Origin of the sequence: Rahnella victoriana (assembly GCF_004330295.1) — a bacterium.
Taxonomy (GTDB): domain Bacteria; phylum Pseudomonadota; class Gammaproteobacteria; order Enterobacterales; family Enterobacteriaceae; genus Rahnella; species Rahnella victoriana.
In genome coordinates this window covers 1-13,716 of record NZ_SJOJ01000003.1, presented here as the reverse complement: position 1 = coordinate 13,716, position 13,716 = coordinate 1, and the positions used below count along the sequence as shown (strand labels likewise).

General features: G+C 55.8%; 16 protein-coding genes. All 16 read right to left on the bottom strand.

The window, feature by feature from the left end:
* From EYY67_RS03260 to EYY67_RS03185, 16 genes are read right to left on the bottom strand one after another with little or no spacing between them, the layout of a single operon-like run.
* Positions 1-1,230, bottom strand: coding sequence for a beta-ketoacyl-ACP synthase (locus tag EYY67_RS03260; RefSeq protein ID WP_095923177.1), 1,230 nt, complete (start codon positions 1,228-1,230; stop codon positions 1-3).
* Positions 1,227-1,958: a 3-ketoacyl-ACP reductase FabG2 gene (locus EYY67_RS03255; RefSeq protein ID WP_131692830.1), complete on the bottom strand. Its 732-nt coding sequence runs from the start codon at positions 1,956-1,958 to the stop codon at positions 1,227-1,229. The genes EYY67_RS03260 and EYY67_RS03255 overlap by 4 nt, the downstream gene beginning before the upstream one ends.
* Positions 1,955-2,434 (bottom strand): hotdog family protein, encoded by a 480-nt coding sequence (locus tag EYY67_RS03250; protein WP_131692829.1) that lies wholly within the window; start codon positions 2,432-2,434, stop codon positions 1,955-1,957. The genes EYY67_RS03255 and EYY67_RS03250 overlap by 4 nt, the downstream gene beginning before the upstream one ends.
* Positions 2,431-3,603 (bottom strand): beta-ketoacyl-[acyl-carrier-protein] synthase family protein, encoded by a 1,173-nt coding sequence (locus EYY67_RS03245; protein WP_131692828.1) that lies wholly within the window; start codon positions 3,601-3,603, stop codon positions 2,431-2,433. The genes EYY67_RS03250 and EYY67_RS03245 overlap by 4 nt, the downstream gene beginning before the upstream one ends.
* Before the next feature lies 1 nt (position 3,604).
* Positions 3,605-4,180: a DUF3261 domain-containing protein gene (locus tag EYY67_RS03240; RefSeq protein ID WP_131692827.1), complete on the bottom strand. Its 576-nt coding sequence runs from the start codon at positions 4,178-4,180 to the stop codon at positions 3,605-3,607.
* The gene (locus EYY67_RS03235; RefSeq protein WP_131692826.1) at positions 4,177-6,483 is read right to left on the bottom strand and encodes an MMPL family transporter; all 2,307 of its coding nucleotides are present in this window, start codon (positions 6,481-6,483) and stop codon (positions 4,177-4,179) included. The genes EYY67_RS03240 and EYY67_RS03235 overlap by 4 nt, the downstream gene beginning before the upstream one ends.
* Entirely contained in the window at positions 6,473-7,078 is a 606-nt protein-coding gene (locus EYY67_RS03230; RefSeq protein ID WP_131692825.1) for a LolA family protein, read from the bottom strand. The genes EYY67_RS03235 and EYY67_RS03230 overlap by 11 nt, the downstream gene beginning before the upstream one ends.
* Positions 7,075-7,518, bottom strand: a complete 444-nt coding sequence (locus EYY67_RS03225) for an acyl-CoA thioesterase (RefSeq protein ID WP_131692824.1) — start codon at positions 7,516-7,518, stop codon at positions 7,075-7,077. Before EYY67_RS03225 ends, EYY67_RS03230 begins: the two co-directional genes overlap by 4 nt.
* Position 7,519: 1 nt before the next feature.
* The gene (locus EYY67_RS03220; RefSeq protein WP_131692938.1) at positions 7,520-9,241 is read right to left on the bottom strand and encodes a glycosyltransferase family 2 protein; all 1,722 of its coding nucleotides are present in this window, start codon (positions 9,239-9,241) and stop codon (positions 7,520-7,522) included.
* Complete coding sequence (locus tag EYY67_RS03215; protein ID WP_095923184.1) at positions 9,238-9,582, bottom strand: 3-hydroxyacyl-ACP dehydratase FabZ family protein; 345 nt, start codon at positions 9,580-9,582, stop codon at positions 9,238-9,240. Before EYY67_RS03215 ends, EYY67_RS03220 begins: the two co-directional genes overlap by 4 nt.
* Positions 9,579-10,958 (bottom strand): AMP-binding protein, encoded by a 1,380-nt coding sequence (locus tag EYY67_RS03210; protein ID WP_242675562.1) that lies wholly within the window; start codon positions 10,956-10,958, stop codon positions 9,579-9,581. Before EYY67_RS03210 ends, EYY67_RS03215 begins: the two co-directional genes overlap by 4 nt.
* Positions 10,925-11,515 carry a COG4648 family protein gene (locus tag EYY67_RS03205; RefSeq protein WP_131692823.1) on the bottom strand — a complete coding sequence of 197 codons (591 nt, stop codon included), beginning with the start codon at positions 11,513-11,515 and terminating at the stop codon, positions 10,925-10,927. The genes EYY67_RS03210 and EYY67_RS03205 overlap by 34 nt, the downstream gene beginning before the upstream one ends.
* A gap of 20 nt (positions 11,516-11,535) precedes the next feature.
* Positions 11,536-11,790 (bottom strand): acyl carrier protein, encoded by a 255-nt coding sequence (locus EYY67_RS03200; protein ID WP_095923186.1) that lies wholly within the window; start codon positions 11,788-11,790, stop codon positions 11,536-11,538.
* A 10-nt stretch (positions 11,791-11,800) separates the two neighbouring features.
* Positions 11,801-12,058: a phosphopantetheine-binding protein gene (locus tag EYY67_RS03195; protein WP_095923187.1), complete on the bottom strand. Its 258-nt coding sequence runs from the start codon at positions 12,056-12,058 to the stop codon at positions 11,801-11,803.
* Between the two features lie 3 nt (positions 12,059-12,061).
* A complete protein-coding gene (locus tag EYY67_RS03190) occupies positions 12,062-12,874 on the bottom strand; it encodes a lysophospholipid acyltransferase family protein (protein WP_131692822.1) in 813 nt (270 codons plus the stop codon).
* Positions 12,874-13,599 carry a beta-ketoacyl synthase chain length factor gene (locus EYY67_RS03185; protein WP_131692821.1) on the bottom strand — a complete coding sequence of 242 codons (726 nt, stop codon included), beginning with the start codon at positions 13,597-13,599 and terminating at the stop codon, positions 12,874-12,876. The genes EYY67_RS03190 and EYY67_RS03185 overlap by 1 nt, the downstream gene beginning before the upstream one ends.
* Positions 13,600-13,716: the final 117 nt, after the last annotated feature.

Here is a 13,716-nt window from a genome sequence, read left to right as displayed (position 1 = left end):
TTACGGCCAGCGGCGGAAAACCAGTGACGTATTGATGCCACCGAATGCAAAGTTGTTGGACTGAATAAACTCCGTCTGAATATGCCGCGACTCCCCCATCACATAATCGAGGTCGCCACACAGCGGGTCGGGATGGGTCAGATTGATGGTCGGCACAAACCTGTCTTCACGCATCATTTCCAGCGACATCCAGGCTTCCAGCGCCCCGCAGGCACCGAGCGTATGGCCGAGGTAACTTTTCAGCGAGGAAATCGGCGTCTGATTGCCAAACACGGCAGCGGTGGCATGACTTTCGGCAATGTCACCGCGATCCGTCGCCGTACCATGCGCACTGATATAGCCAATTTCAGAGGCCGGAATGCCGGCATTTTTCAGCGATTTTTCGATACAAATCTGCATGGTCGATTGCTGTGGCTGGGTGATATGCGCGGCGTCGCAGTTGGTCGCAAACCCGATGACTTCGGCGTATATCTTCGCACCACGCGCCTGAGCATGTTCCAGCGACTCGAGGATCAGCGCCCCCGCGCCTTCACCAATCACCAGCCCGTCGCGCTGTGCATCAAACGGGCGCGGCGATAAATCCGGGTGATCATTTTGCTGGCTGGTGGCAAACAGGGTGTCGAACACTGCCGCTTCGGACGGGCACAGCTCTTCCGCGCCCCCTGCCACCATCAGGGTCTGGTAACCGTGTTTAATGGCTTCATAGGCGTAACCGATGGCCTGACTGCCAGAGGTGCAGGCGCTGGACGTCGGGATCACCCGGCCTTTCAGGCCAAAAAACAGCCCGGTGTTGACCGCCGTGGTGTGCGCCATCATCTGCACATAGGTCGTGCCGGTAATATTATTGGTGTGTTTTTCCGTCAGCATGGTGGCGAATTCGCTGACCGGCCCGGTACTGCCGGTGGATGAACCGAACGCAATGCCGGTTTCACCGTCGGTCAGGATCGGATCGTCGAGTAAACCCGCTTGTTCCAGCGCCAGTTCCACCGCGCGGGTAGACAGCAGGGAAACCCGTCCCATCGAGCGGATGCGTTTTCGGGTGTAATGCGCGGGCAACACAAAATCATCAACGGGCGCGGCAAGATGCGTATTCAGCCCCTGATAAATCAGCCATTCATCCATATGGCGGACGGCATTTTTGCCCTGTTGCAGGCGTGCCGAAATCTCATCCCAGTGATGGCCAAACGCGGTAATCCCTTTCATGCCGGTAATCACAACGCGATGCGTCATACCATTCCTCCGTTGATGGAGATCACCTGCCGGGTAACATAACCGGCAATATCAGACATCAGATAGCTGGCCAGCCCCGCGACTTCTTCCGCCTGCCCCATGCGTTTAAGCGGGATCATGCTCATGGCGGCGTCGAGCGCCGGTTTTTCCATCTCCAGCATACCGGTATCAATCAGCCCCGGTGCGATACAGTTTACGGTGATTTTGCGCTTTGCCAGTTCCAGCGACAGCGCTTTGCAGGCACCGATGATCCCCGCTTTTGCGGCGCTGTAATTGACCTGGCCGCGGTTGCCCGTAATGCCGGAAACCGAGGAAAGCGCGATAATGCGCCCGCCCTGACGCAGGCCGATCATCGGCATCACGCAGGGCTGTAAGACGTTGTAAAAGCTGTCCAGATTGGTGTGGATCACGCCGTCCCAGTCTTCGTCAGTCAGTGCCGGAAAGGCTGCGTCACGGGTGATCCCGGCGTTATTGACCACACCATAATACGCGCCGTGCGTGGCGATATCGGCGTCAATCACCTCGCGGCACTGCTGGCGGTTGCTGATATCAAACTGCACCAGTCGCCCTTCACCGCCGTGAGCCGTGATCTGCTGTAACGTGTTTTCTGCCCCGTCTTTATCGCTGTGGTAGTGGATCACTACCTGAAAACCATCGCCGGCAAGCTGGCGGGCAATGGCCTGGCCGATGCCTTTGCTGGCACCGGTCACTAATACCGAACGTGTCATTGTGGTTTCCCCTGTGTGAGCGTAATGAGTTCTTCCTTGTCTGGCTGATAGGTATTCAGCCTTCCCGTGGCAACCTGCAGGTTGTCTTTTTCCTGTTTAATGCTGATAACACCTTCAAAGCTCGCGATTTTCTCGTCACGCAAAACCAGCGAAACCTGAATCAGCAATTCACTGCCTGCGGCAAATTCCGCGACGCTGCATTTCACCGCTCTTGCGCCGAGAAGCATGCCAACCTGAGGCGCTTCCCCTTGCTGCGCGCCATGCCAGCCACTCCACACCCCCACGGTTTGCGCAATCAGTTCGATGGCGTACCACGCGGGCAACGCGCCCCGGGCATTCAGAAACGGTGCCAGCACGCTGTCCGGCGACACCACCACGCTGCACAATGCCGTGTCGTTTGCGACTTCAATGACGCTATCCAGCAACACCATCGGGGCGGCATGTGGCAGGAATGCCTCTGCAGACAGGGTATTCATGACGGCCTCCCGATCAGAATGCTGGCGTTATTACCCCCAAAGGCAAAAGAGTTCGACAGAATCACGGGCCGGGTCAGCGGCTCATGCCCTTCCACCAGCCGGATCGCAGGCAGGCCGGAATCCCTTGGCGTGACACTGAAATCCTGTGGCGGCAACGGTAATTCGCTGGTCAGGATCAGCCAGCTCAGTGCGGCTTCCGTCGCCCCTGCCGCGCCCAGCGTGTGGCCGGTGAGGTGTTTGGTGGAGCTGCATGACGTCCCGCCCCCAAACATTCTGTGGATCACGGCGGCTTCAACCTGATCGTTGAGCGGCGTGGCGGTGCCGTGAGCATTAATGTATCCCACGTCACTGGCCTGAAGTCCGGCCTGTTGCAGTGCCATCGCGATTGCCCGTTCCGCGCCCAGACCTTCAGGATGCGGCGCGGACATATGCCAGGCGTCGGAAGATTCTCCGGTGCCCAGCAGCGCAACGTCTGCGGGTTCACGGGTCAGCAGGATCAGTGCCGACGCTTCGCCGATATTGATGCCGTCACGATCCTGTCCGAACGGCGTACAACGTCCGCGTGAGAATGATTCCAGACTGTTAAAGCCATTCACCGGCATGCGGCACAGACTGTCCGCACCGCCCACCAGCGCGGCATCGGCCAGTCCGGCGTCGATCAGCCGCTTTCCGCTGATGATCGCTTTGGCGCTGGAAGAACACGCGGTGGATAAGGTGTAAGCGGGACCGCTGAGATCCAGCCATTCCGCCATAAACTGCGAAGGATCGCCCAGTTCCTGCTGCTGATAGTCGTAGCCCGGCGGGAATGTCCCGTGCTGTTGCAAACTGCGCACCGCCTGTTCCCCTTCGGCAATGCCGGAGGTGCTGGTGCCCATGATCACCGCGACGCGATCTTTACCGTACCGGCCAATGGCGGCATCGACCTGCGTGCGGATTTGCGCCAGCGCCGCCAGCAATAACTGATTATTCCGGCTGCGGTGCGGTGCAAACCGGGACGGGATGGCAGGCAGATCGCCGGTCACGCTGCCGAGCCAGACTGGCCGGTTTTCCGTCAGCCAGCCTTCCTGCAACGACATGCCGGGCGCGACGCCAGCCCTCAGGCTGGCAGCGATGCGCGCATTGTTGTCTCCCAGCGCGTTCACCATGCCCACGGCGGAAAAATAAATCATATCAGTCACCGACATTCTGGATGGTTATCTGGTAGTGAAACGCCATCTGTGTGATCGACACCGGCTGACGCGCACTGCCCCGCGGCAGGTAGTCGATGCGGGTGATGGTATTGCCTTCTGTATCCCGTAACGTCCGGCGCAGCGGCTGATCTTCCAGCGTCCAGCCCGGCGGCAACAACGGCTGCCAGCGCTGCGCAGGCCAGTAACTCAACATGATATCGGCCAGAACCTGACTGGCTGGCGGCAACCCTTCGATCCTGATCGCCTGTTCGGTGTGGATCCCTGTTTGATCGTAGACCACTTTGAACAGACGGATCCCCAGAGGGGAAAGCCCGGCAAGCTGCAATGATTTGCCGTCAGCATTCAGTAATACCAGTAACGACTGCTGTTTACCGTTCACCGTGGCGGTCAGCAACTGTTGCTGAGTGAAGGGTTTTTCCAGCGACGGCGCGGGTAAATTCACCTGCACGCCGCGTTTGAGCCATGCCTGCGGTTCATTGCCGGACGGTTCGTGTGCGGCACATCCGCCAAGCATGACAATAAGCAGCGCCAGCACCGGCGGCATACATCGGATCATGGTTTGCGTCCTCGTTTTTTTGCGGGCAAGGTCAGCGGCGACAACAGGAAAGCCGTCACTATGCCAACGCTCAGGACAATGCCAAAACTGCTGATGGCTTGTGTTGAGCTGAACACCAGCATGCCGAAGGTCAGCAGCGTCGTGACCACTGCCATAAAAATGGCAAACATCGAGGTGGTCGGCGTGCCGCGCGGATTGGTGAAGAACAGGGTGTAATTAATGCCAATCCCCAGCACCAGAATCAGCGCCAGCAGGGAGAACAGGTTGAGATGATGCCCGCTGAATCCCAGCGCAGCGAGGCCCATGCTCAGGGAAAGTAAGGTCGGTAGCAGACAGATAAGCCCGTGCGGCAGGCCAAACCGCCACAAATAAATCACGGCAATCACCGCCACGGCCAGCGCCAGCAAGGCTGTCAGATATACCCGGTACTGGGAGAACAGACTGCTGAATTCCGTTTTGCGATCGATCCATCCGCTACCGGGCGTGGAAGCTGCCAGTGCGGCCATCGCGGCGCTGTCATGAACACCGTTCACCGGGATCAGCGTGGCGCTGCGCCCGTCCGGCAGGGACAACCACAGCAAGCGCCAGCCTTCGCTGACCACGCTGTTCAGCCAGTCAGGGACGTCAACCCGCCGGGCACTGAGATCGGGGGCGGCCACGGCAATACCGGCCTGCTGCAGCTGCGCAATGATCTGCGGCGCACGCTGGCGCAGCAGGGACAGATCGCGTTGCTGCTGTGCCTGCGAAGGCAACCCAACCGCGCGGAACCCGTCAATCACGCCTTTCTCTTTCAGCTGAACCAGTTTGGGCCGCAGGGCTTCAAGCCGTTGTAAGGTCTGTTCGGGATTATCGCCATACACCACCAGCCACTTCTGATCGTTGGTTTGCCCGGTCAGCGCGGCAATTTGCTGTTCCTGCTGCTGTAATCCGGCGGGCAGCGCCTGTAAATCGGCAATGTCATCATTGATGGTCAGCTGCGATATGCCGACTGTCGCCAGCGCGAGTATCACTAACGGTAAACCTAACCGCAGCGCTTTGCGGCTGCGCCAGGCCAGTAACCAGCGCAGGATCAGCGTCAGCCCCGGCGTCGGGCCAACCGGCAAATGACGGGACAAATACGGATACCAGCACATCACGGTGATACAGGCTGCACTCAGCCCGGCGGCGGCAAACACAGCCAGTTGTTGCAGGCCGGGGAAAGGCGCAATCAGCAGCATCAGATAGGCAGCCACCGTGGTCAGCAGCGCCATGGATAACGCGGGGAACAGCTTTTTCAGGCTTTCCAGCGGGGTACTGGTGCCGCCATGTACGCGCCGTTCGGTGAGGAAGTACAACGTATAATCGGCAGAGATCCCGACAATGCTGGTGCTCAGTACCAGTGTCATCACGTGGATCCCGCCAAACACCCACAGGGTAAATACCGTGCCGGACAGCGCGCCGATGGCAATCGACAGTAAGCTGAGTAACAGCGGCAGAACCGAGCGGAACATCAGCAAGATCAGCACGAAGACGCCAATAACCGATGCGGCACCTATGGTCGAAAGATCGTGTTCCGCCTGCTGACTGGCGTAATTGCTGTAGAAAATCGTGCCGCGCTCAAGCACCTGCGCCCCCGGCCAGCGCGCCTTAAATGCGTCTTTCGCCGCATCAAGCGCCGCGACCGTGTGTTTTGCGGAGGTGATGTCGTACGACGAGGCTTTCAGTTCGCCATGCAGTAAATACCAGGTGCGCCCCTGTTTATCACGCGCCATCAGCCAGCCCTGATCCAGCGTCATGCCACCGCTGTTTTGCTGCTGCGCCATTTGTGAGGCACGAACCAGCAATAACGGATCGTTCGCCAGCTCTTTGCCGCTGACGCCCGCAAACGCCGAATACACCTGACCGAGGATCCACTGACTTTGCTGATCTGCACCGGACGTCAGCCGCTGGCGGGTCGCCTCATCGAGTAAGGCGTTACGGTGCCGGAAGAAAAAGGTTCCCCATTCCTGCTGGCGTTGCGCATCCACCGGCCCCTGAACCTGACTGAGTTCCGGCATCGCCTGTAACTGTTTCTGCCAGTCATTCACCGGTTCCGTACCGGCTCCCGGCGGCGGGCTGACCAGCCACATCAGCTGACGATCCAGCCGCTGCGTAAAACCGTCCGAAATTGCCTGCGGTATGTCGCTTTCCTGTTGCTGCGGCAACAGCGCCAGTACGCTGCTGTTAACCTGACTGCGCGGCAGCAACCAGAATAACGCCGCCACCAGCAGCGCAATCATCAGCAACCAGCATTGTGCCAGTCTGCGGTGAAGGTCAGGACGCAAAATGGCGTTTCTCGGCATCGGTCAGCGTGGCGGGCGTGGTTTTCTGGTTGAAGAAGCGAATATGCGTGGCGTCGCCCTGCATGTCATCAATGTCGATATTGTTCAGAAAGGTGTCGCCATTGAGCGTGATGCGGCGGAACAGGCGGTTCAGCGGCGAGACTTTCGGCGTCAGGATCAGCGTCCACGCCCCTTTACCGAGATCGGTAAAATCAAGGCTGAAGTTCTCTTCCAGCACTTTGCGGTCAGCATGAAACAGCGCGCTGAGCAGGGAGTTGAACTGGAACATTTGCGGATTGGTTTCTGCCGTCACTCCCTGAGGCTCCTGTCCGGCCATAGTTTGCACCATGCGGTTTTCAGTCAGTAATAACGTCAGACTGAAGGGTTTTTCCTGCTGCCACCATAATCCCTGCTGCTGGGCGATCAGCAAATTGCCTGTGGAATTAAGCGGTTGAGCCATGCCACTGATAGTACGTTGCTGGGCAAACTCAGCGCGCAGCACCGGCACCTGACTGAAACGCTGCTGAAGTTCTTCCAGCGTCACCGCGTGTGCCGCCACGCTGAAAAACGTCATGACGATGAGCAGAAAGGCTTTCACAGGCTGACTCCTGTTTTATCGAAAAGCACCTGCGGCGAGACAAAACACATTTCCTGCGTGGTAGCATCCACCGCGACCTGCAATGTGTAACCGGTCGTGGTGCGTTTCCCGGTATCGATGTCGTAAATCTGATAACCGATGCGCAGGCGGTTTTCGATTTCTTCCAGCTGCGCGTGCACGGTAATACGCTGTTCAAACAGCACCGGCGCGATGTATTTCAGGCGGGTATCCACAATCGGCCAGACATAACCGGAGGCTTGCATCTGGCGATAGCCGTAATCAAATTGCTTAAGTAACTGTTCGCGGGCGATTTCCAGATATCGAAAATAATTGCCATGCCAGACCACACCCATCGCATCAGCATCGTGAAAAGGAATGGTGATATCCACCCGGGTAGAAAATCGCGGGTCGTTAAAGCGCGGATCACGTTTGGAGGTCATATCAGTCAGGTTTCCTGTCAGAGGCAGCATCCGCCGGACGCTGCCAGAAATCATAAAAATTAAACCAGTCGTGAGGGGCCAGCAGGCTGTAATGCTCAAGACGTGCGGCGTAGCGATCGACGGCAGCCTGCAAGGCGGGCAGGCGATTCGCACGCGGGAGGATCAGCGGATCGGCAAAAGATTCGCAATAAATATGCAGCCGGTGCTGTTGCTTGATGCCAAACATCAACATGACCGGCGCACGTAACGCCGCCGCCAGAATAAACGGGCCTTGCGGAAATGCGGCTGGCTTGCCCAGAAATTCGCTGTAAATCACACGGGAATGCTCACCGCGCTGATGCTGGCTGGCAGAGGTGCGATCACCCACGATCGCCACCCATTCGCCGGCATCCAGTTTTTCCTGCAATAAGATGGCGGTGTCAGACCCCATCTGGCTGACCTGGATCAGATTGACCACCGCCTGCGGATTAATCTCTTTCATCACCTGATTAAATCGCTCGGCATTGTCGGTGAAAACCAGTGCATTGACGGTGATCCGATGGTTCAGCGTGCCAATCGCACGGCAGGATTCGATATCCCCTAAGTGGGAGGCGAGGATCAGCGTGCCGCGACCGGAGGCGATATGCGCCTCGCAGATCTCAGGATTGACCAGCACCGCGTCGGTCAGGGTTTTATCGCCCTGCCAGCTCGCCAGTTTAGTGAGCAGCGACTCACCGAAGCGCATGAAATGCCGGAATGTACTCAGCGGATACGGCAAAGCCATCCCGCGCCGGGCCGCGGTGGCACTGACGCGTTCAAGCCAGTCAGCAGAAGCCGCACGCTGTTTGCCCCCGGTCAGCCAGAACCAGCCGATCACCGGATAAAGCAGCACACGAAAAGCCTGGTAGCCCAGCGTGCGGTAAACCGCCAGCATCAGGCGGATCCCCCATAATCCTTTACGCTCCTGCGTCGTTGACCAGTGCGCCTGCTCCTGCGTTTTTTGCCTCTGGCGCAATAGAAAAGGAATACGCGGCAACATGCCAAAAAACAGCCGGGTGTGCATCCATGAGATCTGCAGGTTGTCTTTTACCGCATCAAAATGCGAGAGGCCATCGTCGGGGTAAATGACACGGGTAGGCAGGAAGCGACTGCGCGTACCCTGCCAGTAAAGACGCACCATGATTTCCGTATCAAAATCCATCCGCAAACCCAGTGTCTTCTGCGCCATCAGTTGCAGGCAGGGTTCGAGAGGATATACGCGAAAACCACACATGCTGTCTTTCACCGAAAAGGACAGCGTTTCGATCCACACCCAGAAATGCGTGATGTAGCGGCCATAAAGACGCGATTTCGGAACGCTTTCATCGTATACCGGCTGGCCGGAGATCAGGCAATCGGGGTGTTTCCTGGCCTCGGCCAGCATGGCGGGAACGTCAGAAAGCTGATGCTGGCCGTCGGCATCCACCTGTACAGCATGGGTGAAACCCTGCTCTGCCGCCAGACGCAACGCGGCCATCACTGCGCCGCCTTTGCCCAGGTTGGAGGGCAGACGCGTCAGGTGCATCCACGGCGTGACGCTGGCCAGCTGCTGCAACGCCTCCGCCGTCGGCGCATCACTGCCATCATCCACCACAATGCACGGCAGACCGAATGGCCGGAGATTTTCCAGCACGTTCGCCATCATCGCGCCGTGGTTGTAGCACGGGATAATCAGGCAGGCAGAAAAAGGGGCAGAAGACGTCATGGACATAATGTGATTTTCCCACTGCTGGCGACGGATCCACCCACACTGTAGCGGAAGACTAACCGGTGTTTCTCTTTCAGCCAGTCGATCTGCAAACTCACGACTTCATCCGGCAGCAGCGGGCGCTGAAACTTCACCACTTCCATCCCCGAAAAAGCCTGATTCAGCCCGAGAAGTTCGTCCGCGTAAATCATGACCCAGTTAACCTGCGTGACACCGGGCAGGATGGGAGACGTCGGGAAATGGCCTTTGAACCAGAAGAGATCCGCCGACAGTCGGAGCCCGAGCTGCACACTCGTATCGCCGGTAAATTGCTGACTGAGCACTTCAGGCAAGATCATAAAAACATTTCCTGTAATTGTGCCGTTGCACGTTTGCCTTGCGGGTTGAGCGGGATCGCGGGAGCGAAACGCCAGTAACGCGGTACGGACACCGGCGATAACCACTCACGCAGCGCATGGCGGATTTGGGCGAGGAAAACTCTCTGACCTTGCGTGTGCAATCGCTGCTCGCCCTGCGGGTTCAGCACCAGCACAGCAGCGATGTAGATCCGTCCGTTTTTCTCGAGAGTCAGAACGCAGGCATCGGTTAAAAGATCCAGTGCCTCTAAACGCTGCTCGATTTCAGTCAGCGAGATGCGTTGCTCGGCGATTTTGACGATCCGATCCTTGCGTCCCAGCAGGGTAAAATGGCGCTGCCCGGGCGGCAATAGTCGGATCTCGTCACTGAGCGTTATGCCTTCCAGTTGCGGGATCAGCGGAGACATCAGCGAAACCGATCCGTCAGTATGAGACCGGAGTTCAACGCCATCAAAAAGTGTCCACGCGTCTTTGGACCGTGACGGCTGGCGAAAGGCAATCACCCCGGTTTCTGTCGTGCCGTAAATTTCTGTGGGTGAGCAACCACAAACTTGCTGCACCAGTGACGCAGTATCATTGTCCAGCGGACCGCCCGCAGAAAACACCTGCCGGAGTGTGGCGGTTTTCAATCCCGGATCCAGCCTTTTAAGAAAGGCCGGGCTGCTGATGAACACGACGTTATGCCCGTTCGTCAGGGGGGAAAGCTGCTCATGGTATTCAACGCTTTTCGTCGCGAAAGGCAAACCCAGTGATAATGGCAGCATGAAGGCAAAACTCAGGCCATACATATGATGCGGAGCCACAGTGGCGGCAAAGCGTACTGCGGTAAACTCAGTGCCCCAGCGGGCCAAAAGCCACTGACTCTCTTTTTCCAGACAAGATACCGGTTTGATGATTTTCTGTGGTCTGCCGGTCGAACCTGAGGTAAACAAGGTCAGCGACGCGTTGTCTGGCCACTCCGGTAAAACGGAGAGCGATTCATCCGCAACAATGGGAAAACGGATTACCGGGCACGCTGCCAGCAAAGGAAGATCGGTGATCAGCGCATCAAACTCATCGCGTTGCTCAGCCAGTACGGCCAGGCGGAAATGGCCAGGCAATACCGGCGTTTTGCCACTATAAAGTACCGCCAGCAGCGCCACAGCAAAGAAGTAATGGTCTTCAAGACATAACGCCCAGCGTGAATGAGGGGCAGCACGGAGGGCAGCCAGCAAAGACAAAACATCCTGGCGGAATTCGCGTTGTCGCCATTCCCGGCTTTCATTCCAGGCCACCAGATGGTCATCTGCTCTTTCCGCGCTGAGCCATTGGCTCATTGGCAGCGTCATAAGTGTCGCAGGCGCTTTCTGACTATCCATTCCATACCCATTAATAAGCCAATCAGCAGATAACTGATGCCACCGTTGTATAAAGCCCAGAGTGCCATATCACCTTTCAGGCAGGTGTATAAAGCAAACGTGCCATTACACAGAAAGAAAACGCACCAGACCTGAGTGACCCGCCGGGTATAAATCACCCCTTCAGGGGGTAAATCCGGTTCACTCAGCCGGGCAAGACGTTCAACAAGCGATTGCCGGCCATACAGGGAACTGAAGAATAATCCCAGTAATATCCCATTAACCGCGACCGGGTAATACAACAGCAGCGAGGTTTCACGCAGTACAACACTGGCGGCGACCAGCACAATACCCGTAACAGCAATGGCTTTTCCAAAGAATGTTAACCGGGAGAGTTTCCCGCGAAACGTCAGTAAACGCAGAAGAAATACAGTGATTAACAAGGGAGCCAGAATACCGGTTCCCCAGTTTTTCAGGCCACACCAGACGGCTATCGGGTAAGCAATAACCGCCAGTGGCATTGCCCAGCGGACAATTGTTTTAAGCTTGAGAAGTAAAAGGCTCCGGCGCTTATCCATGACAGCGGGATCCGCAGAAATCAGGCCGCAGGCGTGTTGAGCAATTCATCAATTGCATCAACCACGTCCTGAACGGTACGCACGGATTTGAACATGTCTGGCCGGATCTTTCTGCCAGTGATTTTTTGCAAATGAACCACCAGATCGACAGCATCAATGCTGTCTAAATCCAGATCCTCATAGAGTTCGGCGTCCGGGCTGATATCGTCTTCATCAATTTCAAATAGCTTGATTAATAAGGTGCTAATTTGCTGGTAAATTTCTTGCTTCTGCATAGGAATCTCTTTAACCACGCTGTACTGAAATAAATCTGGCCAGACTTTCAACCGAATAAAAATGCTCGCGCATTTCCTGACTTTCCGCCGAAAGGATCACACCGTATTGCTTTTTCAACGCCAGACCTAACTCCAGAGCGTCGATAGAATCCAGCCCTAATCCGTCACCAAAAAGGGGGGCTTGCGTATCAATCTCATCGGGTGTCATGCCTTCCAGATTAAGCGTCGCGATGATCAGTGTTTTAATGTCGTTACTTAATGAATCCATGACTTATTTCTCGTTATTTTGAGTATTGCTGCGCATCAGTTCAGTACGCAAATGCTGTGTCAGTCGTCTTGCGGCCAGAGCAGGTGAAAGATCACTTTCAGCTAAAAAGTTATTCGCTTTTATCTTCTCGCCCACGGTTATCACAAACTGAGGTTTTGCTTTGGGGATCTGGTACCACTTCCCCTTTTTAGTCAGCATCGGTGGCTGACATGAGATATGAACAATCCTGATATCGCAACCCGCTCTCAATGCAATGTTAGCGGCGCCACGTTGCAGCGTCATCGGTTTGTCGGGCAACGTGCGCGTTCCTTCAGGGAAAACCAGTAACGTCCCTCCTGCTTTCAGCCGGGTATCGCAGGCCTGCAACAGGGCGTCAGATCCGGAATTAATCAGGTAACCCGCCGCTTTTATCACACCGCGTAAGAACGGGTTACGCAGTAAAGCCTGTTTGACGATGCAATCACAACGCGGCATCCGTGACGCCAGGATCACATAATCCAAAAGGCTGGGATGATTCGCCACAATCAGGCATCCGGCATCCTGCTGAAACTTTTCGTCGCCTGTAAACCGGTAATCCATTACCCCCACCAGACGTAATCCCGCCAGGAAGAAGCGAAAACTGTTGCGGATACTGTTCAGCGTCATCCGGTGCAGTTTCTCCGGCTGTCGGATGATGAGCCGCAACAGAGTAAACCAGATAATCGAAAGCAACAGTCCGCCAATTCCGAAAAGTGCGAAAAAGAATCCGGTTGCCAGCCACCGCCAGATACGGTTCGTCAGGGAAGACGTTTCTTCGGGTGCTGCTGTTTCTCTCATCACAAATCACGAACCCATTGCCAGTCGTGGCGGTTGTCAGCACTGACATTAAATAAAGGGGCAGAAGAGAGATAACCGCGTAAAAATTTCAGGCTCTGCGGAAGAGCCGAATTCATATCCTCAACCGGCAATGAAATACGCTGACAATGCAAAGTATCGCCAGCCGTTAATATTATTGCTACGGCGTAAGGCAGAAACTCAGAATTTACCGATTCGTGATATATATCGGGAATTTCACCCTCGAAATCCACCAACATCACACGAGTGGAGCCGGTGGCCAGCATCGACTGAGCTTCCAGTATTCCCTGCTGAAAACTGTCGTTTCCTGCGGCCAATGAAGTCACGGGTAATGGATTTTTACTGATAATGGTTAACCAGCCCGCCGCAGTGTTGTGGACTGACATCGAAAATTCTGTCGGTGAAATGGCTTCTTGCTGTGCAAGAGAATGTAAAATACGCCCCGTTTTCTCCAGTTCACCATGCCGGCTGGTAAAAATGGCGGCATCCACATCATGCTTTTCGAGTAATGCCAGCCCGGTATCCACCGCAAAACGGCTTCCGATACTCATTCTTCGGGCTGCCATCATAGGGATATGCTGGCTTTTGGCAATATCGCCTGAAAACGTATTGCTATCAGGCTGCTGAGCCCACTGGATCCAGTGCTCACAACTGTGGATCCCCGGAGCTAAAGCCCGCCAGTCATGTATATCCAGTGAGAATTTCATGGTGATTATCTTTGTGATTTATCCATATTAAGACTTTATGATATTTTCTTAAAAGTTGCATCTGTAATCTGACAAGTTATTGAACTGAGCTAAGAATTTTAGTATTAACCTGATAAC

Excerpts from the sequence above, each read along its gene's own strand:
- EYY67_RS03215 (WP_095923184.1), bottom strand. The coding sequence starts at position 9,582 with ATGATCTTGCCTGAAGTGCTCAGTCAGCAATTTACCGGCGATACGAGT.
- EYY67_RS03210 (WP_242675562.1), bottom strand. The coding sequence starts at position 10,958 with ATGGATAGTCAGAAAGCGCCTGCGACACTTATGACGCTGCCAATGAGC.
- EYY67_RS03185 (WP_131692821.1), bottom strand. The coding sequence starts at position 13,599 with ATGAAATTCTCACTGGATATACATGACTGGCGGGCTTTAGCTCCGGGG.
- EYY67_RS03240 (WP_131692827.1), bottom strand. The coding sequence starts at position 4,180 with ATGATCCGATGTATGCCGCCGGTGCTGGCGCTGCTTATTGTCATGCTT.
- EYY67_RS03205 (WP_131692823.1), bottom strand. The coding sequence starts at position 11,515 with ATGGATAAGCGCCGGAGCCTTTTACTTCTCAAGCTTAAAACAATTGTC.
- EYY67_RS03245 (WP_131692828.1), bottom strand. The coding sequence starts at position 3,603 with ATGATTTATTTTTCCGCCGTGGGCATGGTGAACGCGCTGGGAGACAAC.
- EYY67_RS03190 (WP_131692822.1), bottom strand. The coding sequence starts at position 12,874 with ATGAGAGAAACAGCAGCACCCGAAGAAACGTCTTCCCTGACGAACCGT.
- EYY67_RS03195 (WP_095923187.1), bottom strand. The coding sequence starts at position 12,058 with ATGGATTCATTAAGTAACGACATTAAAACACTGATCATCGCGACGCTT.
- EYY67_RS03250 (WP_131692829.1), bottom strand. The coding sequence starts at position 2,434 with ATGAATACCCTGTCTGCAGAGGCATTCCTGCCACATGCCGCCCCGATG.
- EYY67_RS03225 (WP_131692824.1), bottom strand. The coding sequence starts at position 7,518 with ATGACCTCCAAACGTGATCCGCGCTTTAACGACCCGCGATTTTCTACC.
- EYY67_RS03200 (WP_095923186.1), bottom strand. The coding sequence starts at position 11,790 with ATGCAGAAGCAAGAAATTTACCAGCAAATTAGCACCTTATTAATCAAG.
- EYY67_RS03260 (WP_095923177.1), bottom strand. The coding sequence starts at position 1,230 with ATGACGCATCGCGTTGTGATTACCGGCATGAAAGGGATTACCGCGTTT.
- EYY67_RS03255 (WP_131692830.1), bottom strand. The coding sequence starts at position 1,958 with ATGACACGTTCGGTATTAGTGACCGGTGCCAGCAAAGGCATCGGCCAG.
- EYY67_RS03220 (WP_131692938.1), bottom strand. The coding sequence starts at position 9,241 with ATGACGTCTTCTGCCCCTTTTTCTGCCTGCCTGATTATCCCGTGCTAC.